Source organism: Pseudoalteromonas sp. McH1-7 (assembly GCF_013366255.1).
Classification (GTDB): domain Bacteria; phylum Pseudomonadota; class Gammaproteobacteria; order Enterobacterales; family Alteromonadaceae; genus Pseudoalteromonas; species Pseudoalteromonas peptidolytica.
On the sequence record NZ_JABWPQ010000033.1, the window covers coordinates 38809 to 60569 of the forward strand.

The 21761-nt window shown below is 43.6% G+C and carries 27 protein-coding genes; 23 read left to right on the forward strand and 4 right to left on the reverse strand.

The window, feature by feature from the left end; genetic code table 11:
* Window positions 1–57 precede the first annotated feature (57 nt).
* Together purT and HUZ36_RS19530 are read left to right on the forward strand one after the other, a co-directional pair.
* A complete protein-coding gene (purT, locus tag HUZ36_RS19525) occupies window positions 58–1245 on the forward strand; it encodes a formate-dependent phosphoribosylglycinamide formyltransferase (RefSeq protein WP_176033763.1) in 1188 nt (395 codons plus the stop codon).
* Window positions 1242–2135, forward strand: coding sequence for an aldo/keto reductase (locus tag HUZ36_RS19530; RefSeq protein WP_176033764.1), 894 nt, complete (start codon window positions 1242–1244; stop codon window positions 2133–2135). The genes purT and HUZ36_RS19530 overlap by 4 nt, the downstream gene beginning before the upstream one ends.
* A 141-nt stretch (window positions 2136–2276) precedes the next feature.
* Here the strand turns inward: HUZ36_RS19530 and HUZ36_RS19535 are convergent, their stop codons facing one another.
* Both HUZ36_RS19535 and HUZ36_RS19540 read right to left on the reverse strand, forming a co-directional pair.
* Window positions 2277–2948: a TorF family putative porin gene (locus HUZ36_RS19535; protein ID WP_128731839.1), complete on the reverse strand. Its 672-nt coding sequence runs from the start codon at window positions 2946–2948 to the stop codon at window positions 2277–2279.
* Between the two features lie 268 nt (window positions 2949–3216).
* On the reverse strand, window positions 3217–4383 hold the full coding sequence (locus HUZ36_RS19540; RefSeq protein ID WP_176033765.1) for a hypothetical protein: 1167 nt from the start codon (window positions 4381–4383) through the stop codon (window positions 3217–3219).
* A 199-nt stretch (window positions 4384–4582) separates the two neighbouring features.
* Here HUZ36_RS19540 and HUZ36_RS19545 point away from each other — a divergent pair, with 199 nt between their 5' ends.
* The 3 genes from HUZ36_RS19545 (at window position 4583) to HUZ36_RS19555 (ending at window position 8040) form a co-directional block, all read left to right on the forward strand.
* The gene (locus tag HUZ36_RS19545) at window positions 4583–6526 is read left to right on the forward strand and encodes an AsmA family protein (protein ID WP_176033766.1); all 1944 of its coding nucleotides are present in this window, start codon (window positions 4583–4585) and stop codon (window positions 6524–6526) included.
* Between the two features lie 119 nt (window positions 6527–6645).
* Window positions 6646–7464, forward strand: a complete 819-nt coding sequence (locus HUZ36_RS19550) for a phytanoyl-CoA dioxygenase family protein (protein WP_147388912.1) — start codon at window positions 6646–6648, stop codon at window positions 7462–7464.
* 117 nt (window positions 7465–7581) lie between these two features.
* Window positions 7582–8040, forward strand: coding sequence for a hypothetical protein (locus HUZ36_RS19555; protein WP_147388911.1), 459 nt, complete (start codon window positions 7582–7584; stop codon window positions 8038–8040).
* Window positions 8041–8044: 4 nt separating this feature from the next.
* Here the strand turns inward: HUZ36_RS19555 and HUZ36_RS19560 are convergent, their stop codons facing one another.
* Complete coding sequence (locus tag HUZ36_RS19560) at window positions 8045–10597, reverse strand: serine/threonine-protein kinase (protein WP_147388910.1); 2553 nt, start codon at window positions 10595–10597, stop codon at window positions 8045–8047.
* Between the two features lie 217 nt (window positions 10598–10814).
* Here HUZ36_RS19560 and HUZ36_RS19565 point away from each other — a divergent pair, with 217 nt between their 5' ends.
* From HUZ36_RS19565 to rplQ, 18 genes are all read left to right on the forward strand, one after another.
* Window positions 10815–11606: a polysaccharide deacetylase family protein gene (locus tag HUZ36_RS19565; RefSeq protein ID WP_444428458.1), complete on the forward strand. Its 792-nt coding sequence runs from the start codon at window positions 10815–10817 to the stop codon at window positions 11604–11606.
* A 392-nt stretch (window positions 11607–11998) separates the two neighbouring features.
* Window positions 11999–12367, forward strand: a complete 369-nt coding sequence (gene rplN / locus HUZ36_RS19570) for a 50S ribosomal protein L14 (RefSeq protein ID WP_010378257.1) — start codon at window positions 11999–12001, stop codon at window positions 12365–12367.
* A 10-nt stretch (window positions 12368–12377) separates the two neighbouring features.
* Window positions 12378–12692, forward strand: coding sequence for a 50S ribosomal protein L24 (gene rplX, locus HUZ36_RS19575; RefSeq protein ID WP_023401269.1), 315 nt, complete (start codon window positions 12378–12380; stop codon window positions 12690–12692).
* A gap of 15 nt (window positions 12693–12707) precedes the next feature.
* A complete protein-coding gene (rplE, locus tag HUZ36_RS19580; protein WP_010378262.1) occupies window positions 12708–13247 on the forward strand; it encodes a 50S ribosomal protein L5 in 540 nt (179 codons plus the stop codon).
* Window positions 13248–13257: 10 nt separating this feature from the next.
* Complete coding sequence (rpsN, locus tag HUZ36_RS19585; protein ID WP_095728862.1) at window positions 13258–13563, forward strand: 30S ribosomal protein S14; 306 nt, start codon at window positions 13258–13260, stop codon at window positions 13561–13563.
* 20 nt (window positions 13564–13583) lie between these two features.
* Window positions 13584–13976 carry a 30S ribosomal protein S8 gene (rpsH, locus tag HUZ36_RS19590; RefSeq protein WP_125250661.1) on the forward strand — a complete coding sequence of 131 codons (393 nt, stop codon included), beginning with the start codon at window positions 13584–13586 and terminating at the stop codon, window positions 13974–13976.
* Window positions 13977–13989: 13 nt separating this feature from the next.
* The gene (gene rplF / locus HUZ36_RS19595; protein ID WP_125250660.1) at window positions 13990–14520 is read left to right on the forward strand and encodes a 50S ribosomal protein L6; all 531 of its coding nucleotides are present in this window, start codon (window positions 13990–13992) and stop codon (window positions 14518–14520) included.
* Window positions 14521–14529: 9 nt separating this feature from the next.
* Window positions 14530–14880: a 50S ribosomal protein L18 gene (rplR, locus tag HUZ36_RS19600; protein WP_010378271.1), complete on the forward strand. Its 351-nt coding sequence runs from the start codon at window positions 14530–14532 to the stop codon at window positions 14878–14880.
* Between the two features lie 9 nt (window positions 14881–14889).
* Window positions 14890–15396 carry a 30S ribosomal protein S5 gene (gene rpsE / locus HUZ36_RS19605; protein WP_125250659.1) on the forward strand — a complete coding sequence of 169 codons (507 nt, stop codon included), beginning with the start codon at window positions 14890–14892 and terminating at the stop codon, window positions 15394–15396.
* 6 nt (window positions 15397–15402) lie between these two features.
* A complete protein-coding gene (gene rpmD / locus HUZ36_RS19610; protein ID WP_010378276.1) occupies window positions 15403–15582 on the forward strand; it encodes a 50S ribosomal protein L30 in 180 nt (59 codons plus the stop codon).
* Window positions 15583–15586: 4 nt separating this feature from the next.
* Window positions 15587–16021 carry a 50S ribosomal protein L15 gene (gene rplO / locus HUZ36_RS19615; protein ID WP_099643704.1) on the forward strand — a complete coding sequence of 145 codons (435 nt, stop codon included), beginning with the start codon at window positions 15587–15589 and terminating at the stop codon, window positions 16019–16021.
* A gap of 11 nt (window positions 16022–16032) precedes the next feature.
* Window positions 16033–17361 carry a preprotein translocase subunit SecY gene (secY, locus tag HUZ36_RS19620; RefSeq protein ID WP_010606805.1) on the forward strand — a complete coding sequence of 443 codons (1329 nt, stop codon included), beginning with the start codon at window positions 16033–16035 and terminating at the stop codon, window positions 17359–17361.
* 22 nt (window positions 17362–17383) lie between these two features.
* Complete coding sequence (gene rpmJ / locus HUZ36_RS19625) at window positions 17384–17497, forward strand: 50S ribosomal protein L36 (protein ID WP_002959476.1); 114 nt, start codon at window positions 17384–17386, stop codon at window positions 17495–17497.
* 131 nt (window positions 17498–17628) lie between these two features.
* On the forward strand, window positions 17629–17985 hold the full coding sequence (rpsM, locus tag HUZ36_RS19630) for a 30S ribosomal protein S13 (protein ID WP_010378282.1): 357 nt from the start codon (window positions 17629–17631) through the stop codon (window positions 17983–17985).
* 13 nt (window positions 17986–17998) lie between these two features.
* On the forward strand, window positions 17999–18385 hold the full coding sequence (gene rpsK / locus HUZ36_RS19635; protein ID WP_099643703.1) for a 30S ribosomal protein S11: 387 nt from the start codon (window positions 17999–18001) through the stop codon (window positions 18383–18385).
* 21 nt (window positions 18386–18406) lie between these two features.
* Complete coding sequence (gene rpsD / locus HUZ36_RS19640; protein ID WP_017218390.1) at window positions 18407–19027, forward strand: 30S ribosomal protein S4; 621 nt, start codon at window positions 18407–18409, stop codon at window positions 19025–19027.
* A 24-nt stretch (window positions 19028–19051) separates the two neighbouring features.
* Complete coding sequence (locus tag HUZ36_RS19645; RefSeq protein ID WP_010378288.1) at window positions 19052–20038, forward strand: DNA-directed RNA polymerase subunit alpha; 987 nt, start codon at window positions 19052–19054, stop codon at window positions 20036–20038.
* Window positions 20039–20077: 39 nt separating this feature from the next.
* The gene (gene rplQ, locus HUZ36_RS19650; protein WP_039493510.1) at window positions 20078–20476 is read left to right on the forward strand and encodes a 50S ribosomal protein L17; all 399 of its coding nucleotides are present in this window, start codon (window positions 20078–20080) and stop codon (window positions 20474–20476) included.
* Between the two features lie 217 nt (window positions 20477–20693).
* Here rplQ and HUZ36_RS19655 read toward each other — a convergent pair whose 3' ends face one another.
* Window positions 20694–21293, reverse strand: a complete 600-nt coding sequence (locus HUZ36_RS19655) for a hypothetical protein (RefSeq protein WP_176033767.1) — start codon at window positions 21291–21293, stop codon at window positions 20694–20696.
* Window positions 21294–21761: the final 468 nt, after the last annotated feature.

Below are 21761 nucleotides of genomic sequence, written 5' to 3' on the forward strand. Positions count from 1 at the left end.
TTTTTGCATGACAAAAAGTCGTTACCATGGAGGTATCAAACCAACCAAGGAATCATCATGAAAATCAAACCTCTGGGCACGCCCTTTTCCGCAACAGCTTGCAAAGTATTACTCTGCGGTGGTGGCGAGTTAGGGAAGGAAGTCGTCATCGAATTTAAGCGCTTAGGTGCTGAAGTGATTGTATTAGACCGCTACGACAATGCGCCTGCGATGCAAGTAGCAGATCGCAGCTATACCTTGTCTATGTTGGATGGTGAAAAGCTCAAAGCGATTATTGAACAAGAGCAACCTGATTATATCGTGCCAGAAATTGAAGCCATTGCGACGGATAAGCTGGTGGAATTAGAGGCTGAGGGTTACACGGTGGTGCCAACCGCCAAAGCGACTCAGCTGACCATGAACCGTGAAGGGATCCGCCGTCTTGCTGCTGAAACGCTTGGGCTTGCCACTTCACCCTATCAATTTGTTGATACCTTGGCAGACTTTAATGCCGCTGTCGCACGCATTGGCATGCCATGTGTAGTTAAGCCTATCATGAGCTCGTCAGGTAAAGGGCAAAGCGTGATTAGAAACGCTGAAGATGTGGAAGCCGCTTGGCACTACGCACAAGAGGGTGGGCGTGCAGGTCAGGGCAGAGTGATTGTGGAAGGTTTTATTGATTTTGACTATGAAATTACGCTGCTAACCGTACGCCATATCGATGGCACGAGCTTTTGTGAACCAATTGGGCATGTGCAACAAGACGGTGATTACCAGCAAAGTTGGCAGCCGCAGCAGATGTCTGAGTTGGCACTAGAGCGTAGTAAAGCCATGGCTGAAAAAGTCACGGAAGCACTTGGTGGTCGGGGTCTGTTTGGCGTTGAACTCTTTATTAAGGGTGATGAAGTGTACTTCAGCGAAGTGTCACCAAGGCCACATGATACCGGCATGGTTACGCTTATCTCGCAAGACTTAAGTGAGTTTGCACTGCATGCTCGCGCGATTTTAGGCTTGCCTATCCCCACCATTCACTTCCATGGACCATCGGCATCTAGCGTGATCCTTGTCGAAGGTCAGTCAACACAATTACAGTTCAACAATCTTGCACAAGCGCTTGCAGAGCCACTAACGGATATTCGTTTGTTTGGTAAACCAGAGGTGAGTGGCAAGCGCAGAATGGGTGTGGCGTTAGCACGCTCAGACTCGGCTGAAAGTGCTGTCGAGAAAGCCATGCGAGTAGTTGCAAAAGTAGGAATTACGTTATGAACTCAATCACCCGCGTACTTGACCCATTAGTATTGGGGTTTTGGCGGCTTTTAGACTGGCAAATTACGCCGCAAGAAAATTTACGCTTTTTAAAGCAAGCGATTGAGCTTGGAATACGTGATACAGATCATGCTGATATTTACGGTGAGTATCAGTGTGAGGCGGAGTTTGGTAAAGCCTTAGCGCTTGAGCCTAGCATTCGAGAGCACATTCGGATCATCACCAAATGTGGCATTAAGCCCGCATTTCCGAGCTTGGGATTAGCGGGAAAGGCAAACCATTATGATTCAAGCAAGGCGCATATCATTGCCCAAGCGCAGCAGTCATTAAAAAACTTTGGCACGGATAGGTTAGATGTGCTGTTGATCCATCGCCCTGATTATCTAATGGATGCCGATGAAGTTGCCGATGCGTTTAATACCCTTAAACAAAACGGCGATGTACTTCATTTTGGGGTCTCGAACTTTACACCCAGCCAGCTTGCCTTATTGCAATCGAGGCTCGATTTCGCTTTAGTGACCAACCAAATTGAGTTTTCACCTTTTGAGATGAAAGCGCTTGACGATGGCACCCTTGATCAGTGCCAGCAACTAGGCATGAACCCTATGCTGTGGTCGCCACTGGCTGGGGGCAGAATATTTTCCAATGAAGATGAAAAAGCCAAACGACTCCGTGCGGTGTTACAGCAAGTGGGTGAAGAGATCGGTAGCACTGAAATTGATCAAGTGGTATACGCATGGCTAGCCATGCACCCATCGAAACCTGCCACTGTGCTTGGAACAGGAAATATCACCCGAGTTGCCAGCGCGTTTACTTCACAGTCACTTAGCATGAGTCGCGAGCAGTGGTATCGCATTTGGACGGCGTCTACTGGGCATAGCGTACCATAAAGCAGCATGTGTTTGGATTAGAGTTAATTTACGCGACAACCTTGTAAATTCAGCCACAAAAAAGGGCCTTTCGGCCCTACGTGTTGCAGCAAGTAAAAAATAAGGTGGTGCGGCTGTCACAAGACCGCCCACCTTTGGTCATCACAGATTAAAATCTAATCCATAACTTACGTAAGCTTTAATATCATCGCTACTGTCTAAGTCGGTTTTTACTAATCCAAAGGTAAAGCCTTGCGTAGATAAACTCACGCCGTAATCCATATAAGCGTCTTCTTCACCTGTCCACTCAAGCACGGTGTCTCCGCTGGAGCGACCAATATGTAAAGTTAATTCACTGTCTTTAAAAATGGGGAAGCTGGCCGACACTTCGGCATACAGCATGTCTTCTTCTGTGGTTGAATCGCTTTGTGCTGTGGCTAGGTGGCTGAGTTTAAAAGTAAAGTATTGCCAGCCAAGTGCGGCGTAAATCTCGCCAAAATCAATATCTCCACTGGCATCGGGGTAGGCGTAGTGAATATAACCGAAATCAAAACTCATGCCTTTGATTTCACCAGCGTAACCGGCGTACAGATCCATCTCATAACTGGCAGCGTCGCCAAAGTCGATGTTAGAAATCCAAGTACCAGCATAAAACCCAGACTCACTGCTATAATCTAAGCCGCCAGACACCGCTGCGCCATCATCGCTTTGAGTGATCCCACGCCAGTAATAATTTGAGCTGGCCGCAATATTTGCTGTTACTTCCGCTTGAGCTGAAACACAAAAGCACGCAGTTAATCCGCCGAGTAGCATAAGTAAAGGTTTGTTTGTCATTCTGTTTTCCCCATTGAACGCAGACTTTTTATTTAATTGTTGTCATTACACTTTTTGTAAAGAGTGACTGCAAAGGGAAGGCCAACATCTGAAAGTAACGGAGATTTAATTCTATATTATTAAAAATATTGGAATTTTATTTCATGTTCTCTGAACATAAAAGCATTGACTGCATAAATACTGCACGGGGCTGGTGCAAAAAGTCGCTGCTTGCACATTAATAATGCAAGCAGCGTATTGAGGGGAGAGTTATTGAAGTGCTGGCAGGTTAGCCAAAGATGGTACGCATAAGGCTGATGGTTTCATCGACACTACGACCTTTTTCTACTTCAGCGACTATCGAGTCACGTTTGGCGCGAATATGCTCTGGAATAGACTCATCTGCAAGGGCGCGGTCGACCAGTACCTCTGCTGACTCTTTACCACGGCGTACGGTCTTTTTGCCACCACTGCTTCCGGTGCGTTTAGGCTTATGCAGTAGCTTAAAGTAGTTGGAGTTAGTTGCTGTGTCTTTGTCTGCGTGATAAAACAGACAAGGTAATAGGGCTTTAATCTCAGCTAATTGGGTTTCAAATTCATCAGCTGGTGCAGCCATGGTGTACCACGGCATCGTTTTAATGGTGCTGACTATATCTGTCCAATAACGCTCAAAATCGCGATTGTTTAGCTTCGCAATACCAAGCGCTTGGCACAAAGCGTCAAGTTTACTGGGCGTTATTGGTGTGAACACATCTGGGCGACGCATTGCTAATAGGCGAGTGGCTGGTGCAAGCGTTGGCTTTTCCTCGCTGCCAGAAAAGGCACTTAAATACCCCACCATAAATGATTGATAGTGCTCAAGCGTTACGTCACCTTCAGCAGGAATAGCAGCTAATGCGTCATCAAAAGCACCCGGAAGGTCGTCTAATAATTGGTGAAAGCCTTTTGCACTTTTGGTGGAAGCAAACCACTCGACGTCAAATTGATACACGCTAGTGTCTAAACTTGCAGCATGTTTACCACTAAAGGCAAGGCGATCTTCTTTAATCATGTCCTTCAGTGGTGTGCTACGCATTGGCTTTAGGTATTCGATTAATTTTAGTTGTTCATCTAGTGCAACTATCTCTTTATGGTCAGCAATAAATGCAGTCACCATAGGCCAAGGTGCTATGCGTAAAGTTTTTAGCTGTAAAAAGCTAATTGCTGAGATAAGTAAATCTTGTAGCTTTTTAACGATAGGAAGTTGATGGTCATCCAAGAGATCAAAGTTGATACGGTTTTTTGCCACATCAAGTAGTTCATAGCACCAACCAAGAAAATCTTCAGGGTGATTTTCCACTTTAACCGCCATCAGATTGAGGCTGATCTCTGTGGCCTGTTTAAGGATATTTTGATAAATCTGACTTTCCTGTTCGCCCAAGGCCATGTTTGACGGTGATATGAGCAGTTTCTTCATGTGGGTTAGATACTCCAAGTTTGATTAATAAGCTAACCAGTAAAATATAGCGAATGACGATAAAAACTGGCAAGGGCGAGGATCATACCGATTAGTGATGAGGTTGCAATCGCTCAGTACAAATTATTTGCCTTTATTCATGGTATATTCGATAACAAGGGTTATCATAAAAATAATCAAGATTTATGAAGGAAAGGCAATGAATCGGCTAGCTAAAATCGTAGGTGTCATAATAGCGCTTATTATTATTCTTGTTATCGCAGCTCCGTTTTTAATCCCCAAACAAGCCGTTATCAGCCAGATAACATCACAGATAGAGTCAGTGACAGGTAGAAAGCTGTCGATTGATGGCGACTCTGACATTGGTATTTTCCCGACTCTACATATCGAGCTAAACCAAGTGCGATTTGCTAACATGGAAACGGGCAGTCGCCCAGATATGTTCGCCATGGAGCAACTTGTCGTGCATATTCCATGGTTAAGTGCATTGTCTGGTGAAGCTAAGCTTGAGCGCTTTGTGATCAGTAATCCAAATATTATTCTCGAAACTGACAAACAAGGTAACGCGAACTGGCGGTTGCTACCCGCCAGTGCAGAAAACACGCCAACGGCACAAACCAGCTCTAAAGGTAATATGCAGTTACCGGAGGGCTTAGATGTTAGCCTTGGCGAAGTGGCGATTTATGGTGGCTCGGTGACTTATCTTGATGGTGTGACAGGCGCTAAATATCAAGTAACTGATTTAGACATTGGCGTGATGCTATCGTCACTTTACCAACCACTAGAAGTCGACGGTAAGCTGACTTTTCAAGGTCAAATTTTTAACCTTGTTACTACACTCGACAATCCAGCAAAGGCGATCGAAGGTGCAACCTTTAATGTTGAACAACAAGTAAAATCAGCGCTGTTCAACCTTGACTATAAAGGTGAAATTGCAGAGCAAGGTAAAACCATTCGCGGTCAGTTAGCCTTGTCTGGCGACTCGGTAAAAGCGCTAGCTGAGTGGCAGGGCGTTGACCTAAAAGCCAAAGAAAATGCGTTTAACAACTTTGGCCTAAACGCCACAATGAGGATGCAAGGGCAAGTTTTTACTCTTAACGCCTTAGAAGCGACCGTGGACGAATTGGTAATAAAAGGTCAAAGTAAAGTCACCCTCTCTGGTAAGCCTGATATTACCGCGAGTGTTGACCTTGGCATGTTAGATCTTAACCCTTATTTGCCAGAGCCTGTAGAAAAACCACAAACGAAACCTGAGCCTGAGGGGGCACCAGCACAGCCAATCGTGTGGGATGACTCTGTAATTGATCTATCAGCGCTTAATAGCCTTAATGCGAATGTGAAGATCACCTCAACAGGGCTACGTGCGAGAGAAATTAAGCTTGGCGAAAACCAAATCAGCTTAGTACTTAACTCAGGTAAAGCGACACTCGGCTTAGATAAGTTCCAAGCCTATGAAGGTCAGGGTAAAGGCAAGGTTGAGGTAAACGCGACAACAAAACCTTATGCCATCAATACTGACTTTACATTAACAGCGATTAACGCTGAGCCACTACTGACCGATGCTATCGGCTTTGACAAAATATTGGGTAAAGGAAGTCTTAATTGGGCGTTAAGCACGCAAGGTGTCAGTCAAAAGCAATTTGTGAATGCTCTTGATGGTAAATTAGGTTTTGAGTTCAAAGATGGTGGGGTGAAAGGTGCAAACCTTGCTGAGATGATCCGTAAGGGCAAAGAGATGCTCAAAGGCGATTTCTCTTCGGTATCGCAAGGACTCAATGCCAATTTCGACCCAGATCAAAAAACCGACTTCTCAGCCATGACTGGCACCTTTTTCTTTACCAAAGGTGTAGGTCAAAATGATGACTTCTCGTTGGCAAGTCCTTTACTACGAGTGACAGGTAAGGGTACCGTTGATTTACCACAAACTTTGGTCGATTACCGTGTGGTGACTGGAATTGTTGGTACCATTGAAGGGCAAGCGAGTACTGATGATAGTACCGGTTTTAAAATTCCGGTGCGGATCAAAGGCCCATTCCACAAAGTGGATACTAGCCTAGATTTAAAAGAAGCGGCTAAAGATAAAGCCAAAGACAAGGTAAAGGACAAGATAAAGGATAAGCTTAAAGGGTTGTTCGGCGGCTAACTGATAACATCCCAGGTGAGTAAGTTGCGTGAAGTCAATGAAGCAGCTCGCAAAGGTTGTCAGTGGCGGCCTTTGCGTTATATTCGACATAGCCATAACAAGAAGAACTAAAAGTTAAAATGGAAACTCAGCTACAACACACATTTGATAAGTATGGATTTATAAAAGTAGAGGCTGCATTTGAAGCACAGTTATTCAAGTCATTACAAGCCATCACTACATCCCTGTTACAAGATGCTCAGAACTTTGCCAAAGAAGACAAGTGTCTAGAGCATATCTCAGCGTCACGCCATCAAGGGAGATTGGTGGTTTCACGTATAAATGACCTATTTAAATTTCAGTCGGCTTACGCTGAGCTGCTTGCACACCCGAGTGTGATAGGACTGGCTGAAAAGATAATTGGTGAACCTGTGGCGCCAGTTTATGAGTCTCTACTAATTAAAGACCCCGCTGATCCTTATCAGATAGGGTGGCATAGAGACATGAATGCGGGAGCTGACGAGCGGATCATTACCATGGGAATTTATTTGGATGATGCGCAGGCTCAGCAAGGGGCGTTGCAGGTATTACCTGGCTCCCATCTTGCAAAAGAGAGTGTCCTTGAGCTGAAGGAAAAGCTTGAGAAGCAACAGCTAACACCAGTTGATGTGCCAGTTAAAGCAGGCGATATTTTGATTCATCATGTCAATACCTTGCATTGTTCTGGTATACAGCACGCTAAAAGTATGCGTAGAACACTGTATTTTGAATTTAGAGCGATATCCCACCTGCAGCAAAATAGTAATTATTCAACACAGTGGCTTGATAAGCGCTTAGCGTTACTCGCTAAATTGCAAAAAGGAGAGAGGGAGAGCGCAGGCTATAACTTGGTGGAGCCAGATTTTTACAGTACATTTTATCAGATTGAGCCAGCTGATTATGGTTTTAACTTTGGTTGATGATTGTCGTCGAAATGCGTTTAAATCTGTCTGCTGTAACCGGTTGTAATAGCATTAATGTTATTCATGTGCTTAGATAAGTGGGAATTGCTCTACAAACAAACGAAGGATAAAATAATGAGTACACCCCAATATGAATTCGTAGTGACCCCAAAAGTCGAGGGTAACTGGATATTTTCAGGTGATGATAAGCCAGTTAAAATTCAATTAGCTAAGGGGAAAAGCGCCACTCTAAAGTATAAGCTTGTTACTGATGAAGATGACTGGAGCTTTGCGGAAAATGGTACTTTCTTTACCGAAGCGCAAGACAATTTCAATTATAACCTTACAAGCAAATTAGAGGGTAAGCATACGGTTGAAGTTACAATTGAAGCATTGAACGTTGCGAATACACTAAGTGAAAGTGATATCAAAGCGCTATCAGCTAATCCTGATGCGAAGGTTGTCACACTAGTAGAAAATAACAATTCACGTATTGAGTTCAGACTTGTTGCTCAAAAGGATTCTGGAAATGGTGTCGTACGTTATTTCTCACAAGATCCAACGATTGTTATCGAAGATACAGAGCCAAACTAAAACTCTAATTCAGAGCGCTACAGCGCTCTGAATAATTGTGTTTTTCTAGCAATTTATGAAACTCATCAATACCACACAGTGGATCAAACCACTTCAAGTTAAAAAACTGTACTGCCCAGCCTGAATCCAAACTTGCTTCTATTTGAATTATCGCCGAGCTTTCATCCCCAATTAAGGTCATGATTAGGGCGCTTACAAAAGGTAGTTCATATAACTCGGGTGCTTCTGACTTTACGAGTTGGAGTAATTTGAGTGCTTCAATGCTATACCCTAAATGTGCAAGAGCTTGCGCTTTTATTAATTTATCAATTGGTTTACTCGGGGTATCTAAAAGCGCTATTACCTTCATGTAGGCTCGATCTGCATCGTTGTTAGCCAGCGCTAAGGCATCAGCATAGTTGAGGACAATATCAGCTCTTTGTTCATTTATCCTATATGCCTGAGTTGCATAATCCAAGGATAAGTCTTGTTCTTTGATTAAACTTAAGGCTGTGCTCAAGTTTGTTAAATAGTTTGCGTTATTACTATCAGATTTCACAAGTGTCTGATAGAGCTCTATTGCTCTACTCAGGTTACCCGTAATTAATGAAATATCAGCTGTGATCTTGATGAGTTGATGATCTTTTTGAGTGATTGATAATGCTTTATCTGCGAAATGAAGCGCTTCGGCAAAGCTTCCTGATATCGCATGTATTTTCACTAAGTTTCTCAGTACAATCAAAGTAGGTTTGAGCTGATATGCTTTGATGAATGAAGCTTTCGCTTGCTCATATTTTCCTAATTTCTGATAAATACTCCCTTTTAGATTTAGCAACTCGTATGAGTTGCTATTGTCTCCTTGGTAGCTGCTCAACAGTGTCTCAATATCATCCTTCTTATTTAGTAACAGAAGTAGCGAGGTTCTATTTGCTAGGTAGTCCAAAGTTTCTTTATATTCGTGAGGGCTTGAATCTAAGACTTCTTTTAATTCATTGATAATCTTAATATCTAGAGTTCGATTGTATAATCGGAGGCTACCTTTGGTATAAGTAGTGTAAAGAGAATAGTGTTTAGGGTATGTCCGAATAAACACCCTAAGTTGACTAATTAATTTGATGTCGACTGTGTTTTCTTGGTGCAATTGCTCTATCAAGGCTGAGTATGCCTTATTAAAATTGTCGTCTATCAATCGCTCTGAAGTATCAGTGATATTGAGCGCTTTAGATAACGTTTGTGAGACAGAAATAAACGTTGCAGAAATTTGCGTGTTGATGACGGTAATCCGTTCTGAAAACTCAACGACTTTTCCTGACTTCCCTAGCAACTCAAGTTGGATAGTACAGCTATAATTATTACACTCGCCTGTCGGAATGAATAACTTGTCTATTTGTAAAGACTGAGAGATATCAGAAGGTTTCGCGGTTCTACCTAAAGATGCAAGCGTTTGTTTTACTTCTTTCTTTGAAACTGGCTCATAGTTTTTACTGGTAATCAGAAACTGATAGATGGCGTCTTCAACGGTTTGTTTTACTATCTGTTTGTGTGAATTTGGTATATCACTTTGTCCAATAAACTCTACCGGTAGCGCTGCAATATAAACTTTGGGTTTGGTTTCTTGCCAATACCAGTATCCACCAACGACTAAGCACATTAAAAAGGTGAAAAGTGCTGTAACACTTAGCCGCTTTTTACGTGTTTTGGCTTTCTCTTTGGCTCTATCTCGTAGTGCTATTTCTTCAAGGGATAATGTTGCCTCGCTGTTGTCGTAGCTAAAGGTGTGTAAAATTTGCTTGAGCTGTTGGCTCACTTCATTGGCACTACTCGGGCGAGCGCTTTTCTCATATTGCAGTAAGCGGTCAATCAGCTGTGCCAGCGCAGGGGGAATATCTAAAATACGTTTAGCGCTAGTTTTTAAAGGTTGGAATTTAATCTGTTCAGCAATAGACTTATCACTGCCATCGTCAGCTTGTTCACAATAAGGGTGGTGTCCAGCCAGTAATTGATACGCAATAAGTCCGAGCGAGAATAGATCACTACGGCTGTCTAGCATTTCATTACGAAGTTGCTCTGGTGACATTGCGGTGAGGCTGCCGTAGCTGGTGTGAGGGCGAGAAGTTTGGCTATCTTCTAATTGTGAAATACCGAAGTCGGCGATCTTGGCTACACCCTGATCATTGACCAGAATATTACCCAGTTTTAAGTCTAAATGAAGGATATTTTGGCTATGTGCTGACGCGAGACCGTCGGCAATATGGCTAAGCAGCTCGACTTTTTGCTCGGTAGTTAAAACATGTGTTTTTGTATAATGCTGTAAAGTCGCGCCTTGTACATACTCCATTTCTAAAGCCATGTGGCCATTGCTCTCAAAAACGTCGTATATTTGTACTATATTAGGGTGGTTAAAACGCGCTAATAGGCGAGCCTCGTTGAACTCGTCTGCTTGTGTATGCTGAGAGAGCGACAATACCTTGACCGCTACACGGCGGCCGAGCTTTTTGTCAGTAGCAAGGTACACTTTGCTCATACCGCCTTCAGCGAGCAAAATCACGTCCTGATAGTATTCTTCTAACTTCAACACAGCACAGTCTTTCTTATTGGTTATTAAAGGTAGTGTATCGCTAAAATCGCCAAATTAGTACTACTTGCGGTGACCTAAATAGTAAATAAATAAGTTGAGAATTTAACACTTTGCTAGGGAGTGCAACTTTTATAGAGTAATAAAACACCAAGCTTTTAAGGATAAAGATATGGCAAACCTATACACTCTTTCCCTCACTCGCTGTTGTTGGGGGGTGATGGCTATATGTACATTACTTTATAGTACGCTGAGTAAAGCTGCAGATAGTGATGTGACTTTTACGTACCCAAAGGGCGCTCGCAATGCCATTAGTCTGACCTTTGATGATGCAAGAACGAGCCAAGTCACGGTCGCGATACCATTACTAAACCGCTATAAGGTTAAAGGGACATTTTACGTCATGCCATCAAAAATAGCGGAAAATCTGTCGTTGTGGCAAGGGGCTGTTAAGCAGGGTCATGAAATAGGTAATCATACCAACGAACACTTGTGCACTGGGAACTTTGCGTGGCTGAGAGAGAAGAATCAAGGACTGGAGCAAGTTGATCTGGCATATATTGAACGCGATATTACTTATACAACCGAATACATAGAAAAGCACTTAGGCGTAACCCCGCGAAGCTTTGCTTATCCTTGCGGTAATACCTTTGTCGGGCGTGGTGAAAATGTAAAAAGCTATGTGCCAATAATAGCAAGGCACTTCGATAGTGGTCGCACCTGGCTTGATGAAAGCGCCAATCATCCTACCTATACAGACTTTGCTCAATTGACTGGGATTAGAATGGACGGCCTTAGCTTTTCAACTATTAAAAACTATTTAGAGCAATTAAGAGCGAACAATAGTTGGATTATTTTAGCTGGGCATGAAGTGGGAGAAGGGGGGATGTATACCGTCGATTCAGAAATGTTAGAAGCGCTCATCCCTTATCTACAGGATCCGAAAAACGGCTATTGGCTTGACACTGTAAGTAATGTGGGTGACTACATCAAAGCTAAAAGAGCGCAGTAGAGTATGGCTACCCATACTCCATTCTACTTCGCAATCATTCTGTTTAAAACCAGTGAACTATCTTATTCAAAGCTTATGTGTTTCTGTTCAAGTTACGGCGAGGTATTCTCAGCAAGAGTGGATCAGGCGAAAATCCACGTATGAGTTTTGTTTGAAAATTATGCAAGTGGTTGAATTCTCGAATACTCGTCACCACATACTGAAATTACAATCAGTACGTCACGTTAAAGCATTAAATTAATTAAAAATTGAACTATCTTTGATTGGACTTTGCTGGTACAATTGCCCGCCCTTGAAAGACATAATCACAGTTTTTTGAGCGGAATTTAACCTAAATGCCTTGATTTTGAACAAAATCTCGGCGAGTTGTAACTACACCGGAGGTCATTAAGATGATCCAAATGCAAACTCAGCTGGACGTTGCTGATAACAGCGGCGCTCGCAAAGTGCAGTGTATAAAAGTCCTTGGTGGTTCGCACCGTCGCTACGCAGCGGTTGGCGACATCATTAAAGTTTCTGTTAAAGAAGCTATTCCTCGCGGCAAAGTGAAGAAAGGTGATGTTAAAAACGCAGTAGTTGTGCGTACTAAAAAAGGCGTACGTCGTCCAGACGGCTCTTTGATCCGTTTCGATAGCAATGCGGCTGTTATCTTAAATGATAACTTACAGCCTATTGGTACTCGTATCTTCGGCCCTGTGACTCGTGAACTTCGTACTGAAAAGTTCATGAAGATCGTTTCACTAGCACCAGAAGTACTATAAGGAGTCGATCATGGCAGCAAAAATCCGTCGTGATGACGAAGTAATCGTACTAGCCGGTAAAGACAAAGGTAAGCGCGGTAAAGTGCTTTCAGTTGTTACTGAAACTGGCCGAGTATTTGTTGAAGGCGTTAATATCATCAAGAAGCACCAGAAGCCTGTACCACAACTACAGCAAGCTGGCGGTATTGTTGAGAAAGAAGCGTCAGTCGACGTATCAAACGTAGCGATTTTCAATGCCGAAACTGGCAAAGCGGATCGTGTAGGTTTTAGATTTGAAGACGGTAAAAAAGTCCGTTTCTTCAAGTCTACCGGTAAAACTATTTAATAGTTGGAGTAGACGATGGCGAAACTGCATGAAGTGTACAAAGACAAAGTGGTAAAAGAGCTTCAAGAGAAGTTCGGTTACAGCTCTGTCATGCAAGTCCCTCAGATCGAAAAGATCACACTAAACATGGGTGTGGGCGAAGCCCTAGCTGACAAGAAAATTCTAGAAAATGCAGTAGCAGATCTAGAATCAATCTCTGGTCAGAAGCCTCTAGTGACTAAAGCACGCAAATCAGTTGCTGGCTTTAAGATCCGTGAAGGTTACCCAATTGGCTGTAAAGTAACCCTACGCGGCGAGCGTATGTGGGATTTCCTAGAGCGTTTAGTCTCTATCGCGATGCCACGTATTCGTGACTTCCGCGGTGTTAGCGCAAAGTCTTTTGACGGTCGCGGTAACTACTCTATGGGCGTACGTGAACAAATCATCTTCCCAGAAATTGATTATGATAAAGTAGACCGTGTACGCGGTATGGATATCACAATCACTACTTCTGCGAAAACAGATGACGAAGGCCGTGCGTTGTTAGAAGCGTTCAACTTCCCATTCAAAAAGTAAGGGTAGGGTTATGGCAAAGAATTCAATGAAAGCGCGTGACGTAAAACGTGCTAAATTAGTTGCTCAGTATGCTGAAAAGCGTGCTGCGTTAAAAGCTATCATCAGCGATGTTAACGCATCTGATGATGAGCGTTGGGATGCAGTGTTAAAGCTACAGTCTTTACCACGCGATTCTAGCCCTTCACGTCAACGTAATCGTTGTAACATCACGGGCCGCCCTCATGGTTACCTTCGCAAGTTCGGCTTAAGCCGTATTAAAGTTCGCGAAGCAGCGATGCGCGGTGAAATTCCTGGCCTTAAAAAGGCTAGCTGGTAATAGAATCACGGGAGTAAGACATGAGCTTGCAAGATCCAATTGCGGATTTGTTCACACGTATCCGTAACGGTCAGTCTGCGAAGAAGGTATCTGTTTCAATGCCAACTTCAAAGCTGAAAGTAGCTGTAGCTAAGGTACTTAAAGACGAAGGTTATATCACTGACTTCGCAGTATCTGGTGACGTAAAAGCAGAATTGACTATCGAACTTAAGTACTTCGAAGGCAAAGCTGTAATCGAAAACATCCAGCGTGTTAGCCGCCCTGGTCTACGTATCTATAAGAAACGTGACGAATTACCAAAGGTAATGGGTGGTCTAGGTATCGCTATCGTATCAACTTCTAAAGGCCTGATGACAGACCGCGCTGCGCGTAACGCTGGTGTTGGTGGTGAAATCATTGGCTTTGTAGCTTAATCGGAGGGGAACTATGTCTCGTATAGCGAAGGCTCCTATTACTGTTCCTGCCGGTGTTGAAGTTACAGTTAACGGCCAGGACATCAAAGTTAAAGGCAAAAACGGTGAATTAACTCGCACAATCAACGATGCGGTTGAAGTTTCACTAAACGACAACGTTATCACTACAGCTCCACGTGAAGTTGCTAATGCTTGGGCTCAAGCTGGTACTGCACGTGCGCTAATCAACAACATGATTGTTGGTGTTAACGATGGTTATGAAAAGAAACTACAGCTAGTAGGTGTTGGTTACCGTGCGGCAGTTAAGGGTAAAGTATTAGACTTAACTCTTGGCTTCTCTCACCCAGTGAACTTCGAGATCCCAGCGGGTATCACGATCGAAGCTCCAAGCCAAACTGAAATTGTTGTTAAAGGCGCAGACAAGCAGTTAGTTGGTCAAACAGCTGCTAACATCCGCTCATACCGTGAACCAGAGCCTTATAAAGGTAAAGGTGTACGTTATGCTGATGAGCACGTGCGTCGTAAAGAGGCTAAGAAGAAGTAAGGTAAGACGATGGATAAGAAAACAGCTCGTCTACGTCGTGCTAAGCGCACTCGTAGAAATATTATCGAACAAGGCACAACACGTCTTGTTATCCACCGCACGCCACGTCACATTTACGCTCAAGTAATCAATGCTGAGGGTAATGTACTGGCTGCTGCTTCTACTGTTGAAAAAGCAATTGTTGAAACAGTTAAAGGCACAGGCAACATCGAAGCGGCTCAAGCAGTTGGTAAAGCAATCGCTGAGCGCGTAGCTGACAAAGGCGTTGAAAAAATCGCTTTTGATCGCAGTGGCTTTAAATATCACGGCCGTGTGAAGGCGCTAGCTGATGCTGCGCGCGAAGCCGGTCTGCAATTCTAGGAGTAGACAATGGCTAACGTAGAAGCAAAGCAAGCACAGCCAGAGTTGGCTGAAAAGCTAATCGCGGTAAACCGTGTGTCTAAAGTGGTTAAAGGTGGTCGTATCTTTAGCTTCACTGCACTAACTGTTGTTGGTGATGGCGCTGGTAAAGTAGGTTTTGGTTATGGTAAAGCACGTGAAGTTCCTGCTGCTATTCAAAAAGCAATGGAAAAAGCACGTCGCAACATGATCACTGTTGAACTAAACGGTAACACGCTACAGCACCCAATCAAGGGTCGCCACGCGGGTTCTAAAGTTTACATGCAGCCTGCATCTGAAGGTACAGGTATTATCGCAGGTGGTGCGATGCGTGCAGTACTAGAAGTAACTGGCGTACAGAACGTACTATCTAAAGCATACGGTTCAACTAACCCGATCAACATCGTTCGCGCAACTATTGCAGCTCTTGAGAATATGAATTCTCCAGAAGGTATTGCTGCGAAGCGTGGTCTTAGCGTTGACGAAATCTTGGGGTAAGACACCATGGCAAACACAGTAAAAGTAACTCAAGTACGTAGCTCAATCGGTCGTTTACCGAAGCATAAAGCTACATTACGTGGCCTTGGTTTACGTCGTATCAACCACACTGTTGAGCTAGAAGATACGCCAGCAGTTCGCGGTATGATCAACCAAGTTTCTTACATGGTTAAGGTTGAGGGGTAATTCGATGAACTTGAATACACTTTCACCTGCTGCAGGTTCAAAAACTGCTGGTAAGCGTGTCGGCCGTGGTATCGGTTCTGGTCTTGGTAAGACTGGTGGTCGTGGTCACAAAGGTCAAAAGTCACGCTCTGGCGGTAAAGTACGCGTTGGTTTTGAAGGCGGTCAAATGCCTATGCAACGTCGTCTACCAAAGTTTGGTTTCACTTCACGCAAGTCTCTTGTGTCTAAAGAAGTGAATCTATTCGAAATCGCTAAAGTTGAAGGCGATGTGGTAGATCTAAACGCGCTACAGGCAGCTGGTATCGTTAAAAAGAACATCCAGTTCGTAAAAGTTGTAAAATCTGGCGAAGTTTCACGCGCTGTTACCGTTAAAGGCATTAAAGTGTCTAAAGGTGCACGCGAAGCTATCGAAGCTGCCGGAGGCAAGGTAGAAGACTAAGGAAGTACGCTATGGCTAAACCAGGTCAAGATATGCAAAGTGCACAAAGTGGGCTTGCGGAACTGAAGCGCCGATTACTATTCGTTTTAGGTGCTATCATTATTTACCGTCTGGGCTCTTTTGTGCCGATCCCTGGGATTGACGCCGCTGTACTTGCCGAATTCTTCGAGCAACAAAAGGGCACCATTGTTGAAATGTTCAACATGTTCAGCGGTGGTGCGCTTGAGCGTGCATCGGTATTGGCGCTAGGTATTATGCCGTACATCTCGGCTTCGATTATTATGCAGCTATTAACGCATATACACCCTGCGATGATAGAGCTTAAGAAAGAAGGTGAGCAAGGGCGTAAGAAAATCAGCCAGTATACGCGTTATGGTACGCTTGTGCTTGCTACATTCCAATCGATAGGTATCGCTACTGGTCTACCTAATATGATGGAAGGCTTAGTTGTGAATCCAGGCTTCGGCTTTTACTTCACAGCTGTAGTGAGCTTAGTCACAGGAACAATGTTCCTAATGTGGTTGGGCGAACAAATCACTGAACGTGGTATCGGTAACGGTATCTCTGTTCTAATATTTGTTGGTATTGTAGCTAACCTGCCGTCTGCAATTGGTTCGACAGCAGAAATGGCGCGCCAAGGTGATCTGCATATTTTAGCATTGTTATTGATTGCGGTAATCGTATTCGCTGTAACTTACCTAGTTGTGTTCTTTGAGCGTGGACAACGTCGTATCGTTGTAAACTACGCGAAGCGCCAACAAGGTCGTCAGGTATTCGCTGCTCAAAGCACGCATTTACCACTAAAAGTTAACATGGCGGGTGTTATTCCACCAATCTTTGCTAGCAGTATCATTTTGTTCCCTGGTACAATAGCAAGCTGGTTCGGCCAAGGTGAAGGTCCGGTCGCTGATGTGCTACAAGCTATCTCAGCAGTATTGACTCCAGGTCAACCACTGTATGCGATGGTATTAGCTGCGGCTATTATCTTCTTCTGCTTCTTCTACACTGCGTTGGTATTTAACCCGCGTGAGACAGCAGATAACCTGAAAAAATCTGGCGCTTTTATTCCAGGCATTCGTCCAGGTGAGCAGACGTCTAAATACATTGATAAAGTGATGACACGCCTGACATTGGCAGGTGCTTTGTATATAACCTTTATCTGTCTGGTGCCCGAGTTTATGACTATGGCATGGCAAACGCCATTCTACTTCGGCGGTACATCAATTTTGATTATCGTTGTTGTCATCATGGACTTTATGGCACAAGTACAGACTCATATGATGTCTCATCAATATGATTCTGTGCTGAAAAAAGCGAACCTTAAAGGCTATGGCCGTTAAGGTCAGTTTACGGAGTTGAGTAATGAAAGTACGTGCTTCCGTTAAGAAAATTTGCCGTAACTGCAAAGTAATCAAGCGTGCAGGTGTTGTACGTGTGATCTGCAGTGAGCCAAAGCACAAGCAAAGGCAAGGCTAAGCAAATTAAGTCGTGCAGGCTGAGTAGCTCTACTTAGCCTGTTTCTTTGGTAAAACTTGAATGTCGGTTGGGTATCCTATACGGGCTTTCCAGCAAGATGATAATCAAGTTTATTTATAGGAGATATGTTAGTGGCCCGTATCGCAGGCATTAACGTTCCTGATCATAAGCATGCTGTTATCGGTTTAACAAGCATCTATGGTGTAGGTAAAACTCGCGCTAAGGCGATCTTAGCTGCGACAGGTATCGCTGAAACTACTAAAATCGGCGAGTTAAATGACGAAACTCTTGACATCCTTCGTGAAGAAGTTGGCAAGTACACTGTTGAAGGTGATCTTCGTCGTGAAGTTACACTAAACATCAAGCGTCTTATGGATCTTGGTTGTTTCCGTGGCTTACGTCACCGTCGTTCGCTACCACTACGTGGTCAGCGTACTAAGACTAACGCGCGTACTCGTAAGGGTCCTCGCAAGCCTATCAAGAAATAAGGTGGGGTAAGTTATGGCAAAAGCACCAATTCGTCGTAAAAAGGTCAAAAAGCAAGTTGTTGACGGCATGGCTCACGTTCATGCGTCTTTCAACAACACTATTGTGACCATCACTGACCGTCAAGGTAATGCTCTTTCTTGGGCGACTGCGGGTGGTTCAGGTTTCCGTGGTTCTCGTAAGTCTACTCCATTCGCTGCACAGGTTGCTGCGGAGCGTGCAGGTGTTGCTGCACAAGAGTACGGTCTTAAGAACCTAGAAGTATTCATTAAAGGTCCAGGTCCAGGCCGTGAGTCTGCTGTTCGTGCATTGAATGCTGCTGGTTTCCGTATCACTAACATCACTGACGTGACGCCAATTCCACACAATGGTTGTCGTCCACCGAAGAAACGTCGCGTATAACAATAGGTTAGGAGAAAGAACATGGCAAGATATTTGGGCCCTAAGCTCAAGCTAAGTCGTCGTGAAGGTACTGACCTGTTCCTTAAAAGCGGCGTAAGAGCAATTGACTCTAAGTGTAAACTAGAAACAGCACCTGGTCAGCACGGCGCACGTAAAGGTCGTCTATCTGATTACGGTTTACAGCTACGTGAAAAGCAAAAAGTTCGTCGTATCTACGGTGTACTAGAAAAGCAATTCCGTAACTACTACAAAGAAGCTGCTCGCCTTAAAGGTAACACAGGTGAAAACTTGTTACAGCTTCTAGAGCAACGTCTAGACAATGTTGTATATCGCATGGGTTTTGCAAGCACACGTGCTGAAGCACGTCAGCTAGTAAGCCACAAAGCGATTATGGTTAATGGTCGTGTTGTTAATATCCCTTCTTTCGTAGTTACTCCTGAAGATGTAGTAGTAATTCGTGAGAAGTCTAAAAAGCAAGCGCGTATCATCGCTGCTCTAGAGTTGGCTGAGCAACGTGAAAAGCCAACTTGGATTGAAGTTGACGGTAAGAAAATGGAAGGTACTTTCAAGCGCCTACCAGAGCGTTCTGATCTGTCTGCGGACATTAACGAACAACTAATCGTCGAACTTTACTCGAAGTAAAGTTAAGAGTTAAGAGAGGATAAAATGCAGGGTTCTGTAACCGAATTCCTAAAACCAAGATTAGTCGATATCGACGCTGTAAGCTCAACGCGTTCTAAAGTAGTTTTAGAGCCTCTAGAGCGTGGTTTCGGCCACACACTAGGTAACGCTCTACGTCGTATACTTCTTTCATCTATGCCTGGTTGTGCTGTGACAGAAGTTGAAATTGACGGCGTATTGCACGAGTACAGCGCGAAAGAAGGCGTACAAGAAGACATCATTGAAATTCTGTTAAACCTTAAAGGTCTAGCGGTATCTCTAGAAGGTAAAGATGAAGTTTTCCTTACCCTGACTAAGTCTGGTGTAGGCCCTGTGACTGCGGCTGATATCCAGCACGACGGAGATGTGACTATCGCCAACCCTGAGCATGTTATTTGTCACTTAACTGCTGACAATAGCGAAATCAGCATGCGCATCCGTGTTGAGCGTGGTCGCGGTTATGTACCGGCGTCTAGTCGTTTATCCTCTGATGACGATGAGCGCCCAATCGGCCGTTTGTTGCTAGATGCATCATTCAGCCCGGTTGAGCGTATTGCGTACTCGGTTGAGTCAGCTCGTGTTGAGCAGCGTACAGACTTAGATAAACTAATCATCGATATGGAAACGAACGGCACTTTAGATCCTGAAGAAGCGATCCGCCGTGCGTCAACTATCCTTGCTGAGCAATTAGATGCATTCGTAGATTTACGTGATGTTTCTGAGCCAGAAGAAAAAGAAGAGAAGCCGGAGTTTGATCCGATTCTACTTCGTCCTGTTGATGACTTAGAGCTAACTGTACGTTCTGCAAACTGTCTGAAAGCCGAGCAAATTCAATATATCGGTGACTTAGTACAGCGTACTGAAGTTGAGCTTCTGAAAACACCAAATCTTGGTAAGAAGTCTCTAACTGAAATTAAAGACGTGCTAGCTTCACGTGGTCTATCTCTAGGTATGCGCCTAGAAAACTGGCCACCTGCAAGTCTGGCTGAGTAATCTAAGTTACTATATTAGTTTAGTTAGAAGGATAGGGTCATGCGCCATCGTAAGAGTGGTCGTCAATTAAACCGTAACAGCAGCCATCGCAAAGCGATGTTTAGCAACATGGCTGGTTCTTTGGTGAAGCACGAAATCATCAAAACTACTTTGCCTAAAGCAAAAGAGCTGCGCCGTGTAATTGAACCTTTAATCACACTGGCTAAGACTGACAGCGTAGCAAACCGTCGTTTAGCGTTTGCTCGCACGCGTGATAAAGAAGTAGTTGGTAAATTGTTCACTGAGATTGGTCCTCGTTTCGCGGATCGTCCAGGTGGTTACACTCGTATTCTTAAGTGTGGCTTCCGTACTGGTGACAACGCGCCAATGGCTTACATTGAACTACTAGATCGCCCAGCGACTGAAGAAGTTCAAGAAGACGCACAGTCTGCAGAGTAATTAGTCTTATTAAAGACATAAAAAAGCCGAGCATCGCTCGGCTTTTTTCTTTTCAAGAAGCTTATTTTCGCAAGCTCAGGTTATGTAAAGCAGCCAAAAAGCAAGGTGCCTACCTCGCCTATATGTACATAGATATCTTAGCGATAATAGGGCGTGCTAAATTATTGATAAGATCCTCTTGTCCCAAAATATATCGCTTGATCAAGTAAATTGAGCATTAAAAGCTCCAATGAACTAGTGCTGCAAATCGATTGCCGTCGAGTTGATGAGTATTTGCGATATTACTTGGAATTGAGAAGTTACCTACAGAGCTTACTTCATATTCCGCGACTTCGTATCTCAACTCGAGACTAATTTGCGAATAGTTAAAAGCATATAAACCGGAAAAAATGAGCTTCGTGGTGTTATTGAATTTAGCATCAAGAGTAAAATCACTGTCCAATTCAACAGAGGTATCAAAACCGATCCCTGCACCTAGCTTCACATTGTCATTTAGGTTGTAATATGGGATGGCTTCAAACGCCCACCGGCTAAAAGTTAAATCACCGTTTTTCGCTTCAGCTGCATCGAAGTGATAAAGTGCGTTTAGCTTAATATCAAAATCTTTATTCGTTTGATAATGAATGCCACCACCAATGAATATGCCATCGCCAGCTTTAACAGTGTCATCACTATTATCTTCGTACACTAAGGTGCCTATAGTATCACCACCTAAGCTTACTCCAGCTGTTGCTGAAAAAGAAAAAGGACTAGTGTCGTCGGCAAGTACGGTAGTGCTAGATAACAAAGTAAATAAAGCTATAGATAGTTTTTGCATGTTTATACCTGTTTTGTGGTCAAATTTCCGTGCATGATCACCAATTTTTCATTTATGTACAGTGAAAAAGCTATATATATCAATTGGTTGATTAAATATAAGCCTGTTTGCTTATCTTTTGTACGCTTATTCTTAGTGCTAGAGCTCAAGTGAATTTTTAGATGGTGTATTTTCAATATCCTAGCGATCTGTGTGAATTTATAACGGCTAGAACACCCAAATAGAAATAAAAGCAGAATAAAAAATGGACGATATAGCATGCTGAAGTGTCAAAAATAGACGTTTCGCTTTATTTTTGCTCGAACAAACGTTTTTTCGCAATTTTCTTTAAAAAAAGGGTTGCACTTAAATCGGATCTCCCTATAATGCGCATCCACCGACACGGGGAGCAGCGCTGAAAAGCAACGAGCCAACGAGTCGGGAGTCAAATAAAACTTGAGTTTGAATACTTCGAAAGAAAATCAAAAT

What these genes read in the sequence shown, in the direction of transcription:
- HUZ36_RS19535 (WP_128731839.1), bottom strand. Translation starts at nt 2,948, where the DNA reads ATGACAAACAAACCTTTACTTATGCTACTCGGCGGATTAACTGCGTGC.
- rpsH (WP_125250661.1), top strand. Translation starts at nt 13,584, where the DNA reads ATGAGCTTGCAAGATCCAATTGCGGATTTGTTCACACGTATCCGTAAC.
- secY (WP_010606805.1), top strand. Translation starts at nt 16,033, where the DNA reads ATGGCTAAACCAGGTCAAGATATGCAAAGTGCACAAAGTGGGCTTGCG.
- rpsD (WP_017218390.1), top strand. Translation starts at nt 18,407, where the DNA reads ATGGCAAGATATTTGGGCCCTAAGCTCAAGCTAAGTCGTCGTGAAGGT.
- HUZ36_RS19530 (WP_176033764.1), top strand. Translation starts at nt 1,242, where the DNA reads ATGAACTCAATCACCCGCGTACTTGACCCATTAGTATTGGGGTTTTGG.
- HUZ36_RS19555 (WP_147388911.1), top strand. Translation starts at nt 7,582, where the DNA reads ATGAGTACACCCCAATATGAATTCGTAGTGACCCCAAAAGTCGAGGGT.
- HUZ36_RS19645 (WP_010378288.1), top strand. Translation starts at nt 19,052, where the DNA reads ATGCAGGGTTCTGTAACCGAATTCCTAAAACCAAGATTAGTCGATATC.
- rplO (WP_099643704.1), top strand. Translation starts at nt 15,587, where the DNA reads ATGAACTTGAATACACTTTCACCTGCTGCAGGTTCAAAAACTGCTGGT.
- purT (WP_176033763.1), top strand. Translation starts at nt 58, where the DNA reads ATGAAAATCAAACCTCTGGGCACGCCCTTTTCCGCAACAGCTTGCAAA.
- rplN (WP_010378257.1), top strand. Translation starts at nt 11,999, where the DNA reads ATGATCCAAATGCAAACTCAGCTGGACGTTGCTGATAACAGCGGCGCT.
- rpsK (WP_099643703.1), top strand. Translation starts at nt 17,999, where the DNA reads ATGGCAAAAGCACCAATTCGTCGTAAAAAGGTCAAAAAGCAAGTTGTT.
- rplE (WP_010378262.1), top strand. Translation starts at nt 12,708, where the DNA reads ATGGCGAAACTGCATGAAGTGTACAAAGACAAAGTGGTAAAAGAGCTT.
- rplR (WP_010378271.1), top strand. Translation starts at nt 14,530, where the DNA reads ATGGATAAGAAAACAGCTCGTCTACGTCGTGCTAAGCGCACTCGTAGA.
- HUZ36_RS19655 (WP_176033767.1), bottom strand. Translation starts at nt 21,293, where the DNA reads ATGCAAAAACTATCTATAGCTTTATTTACTTTGTTATCTAGCACTACC.
- rplQ (WP_039493510.1), top strand. Translation starts at nt 20,078, where the DNA reads ATGCGCCATCGTAAGAGTGGTCGTCAATTAAACCGTAACAGCAGCCAT.
- HUZ36_RS19565 (WP_444428458.1), top strand. Translation starts at nt 10,815, where the DNA reads ATGGCTATATGTACATTACTTTATAGTACGCTGAGTAAAGCTGCAGAT.
- rpmD (WP_010378276.1), top strand. Translation starts at nt 15,403, where the DNA reads ATGGCAAACACAGTAAAAGTAACTCAAGTACGTAGCTCAATCGGTCGT.
- rpsE (WP_125250659.1), top strand. Translation starts at nt 14,890, where the DNA reads ATGGCTAACGTAGAAGCAAAGCAAGCACAGCCAGAGTTGGCTGAAAAG.
- rpmJ (WP_002959476.1), top strand. Translation starts at nt 17,384, where the DNA reads ATGAAAGTACGTGCTTCCGTTAAGAAAATTTGCCGTAACTGCAAAGTA.
- HUZ36_RS19540 (WP_176033765.1), bottom strand. Translation starts at nt 4,383, where the DNA reads ATGAAGAAACTGCTCATATCACCGTCAAACATGGCCTTGGGCGAACAG.
- HUZ36_RS19545 (WP_176033766.1), top strand. Translation starts at nt 4,583, where the DNA reads ATGAATCGGCTAGCTAAAATCGTAGGTGTCATAATAGCGCTTATTATT.
- rplF (WP_125250660.1), top strand. Translation starts at nt 13,990, where the DNA reads ATGTCTCGTATAGCGAAGGCTCCTATTACTGTTCCTGCCGGTGTTGAA.
- rplX (WP_023401269.1), top strand. Translation starts at nt 12,378, where the DNA reads ATGGCAGCAAAAATCCGTCGTGATGACGAAGTAATCGTACTAGCCGGT.
- rpsN (WP_095728862.1), top strand. Translation starts at nt 13,258, where the DNA reads ATGGCAAAGAATTCAATGAAAGCGCGTGACGTAAAACGTGCTAAATTA.
- HUZ36_RS19550 (WP_147388912.1), top strand. Translation starts at nt 6,646, where the DNA reads ATGGAAACTCAGCTACAACACACATTTGATAAGTATGGATTTATAAAA.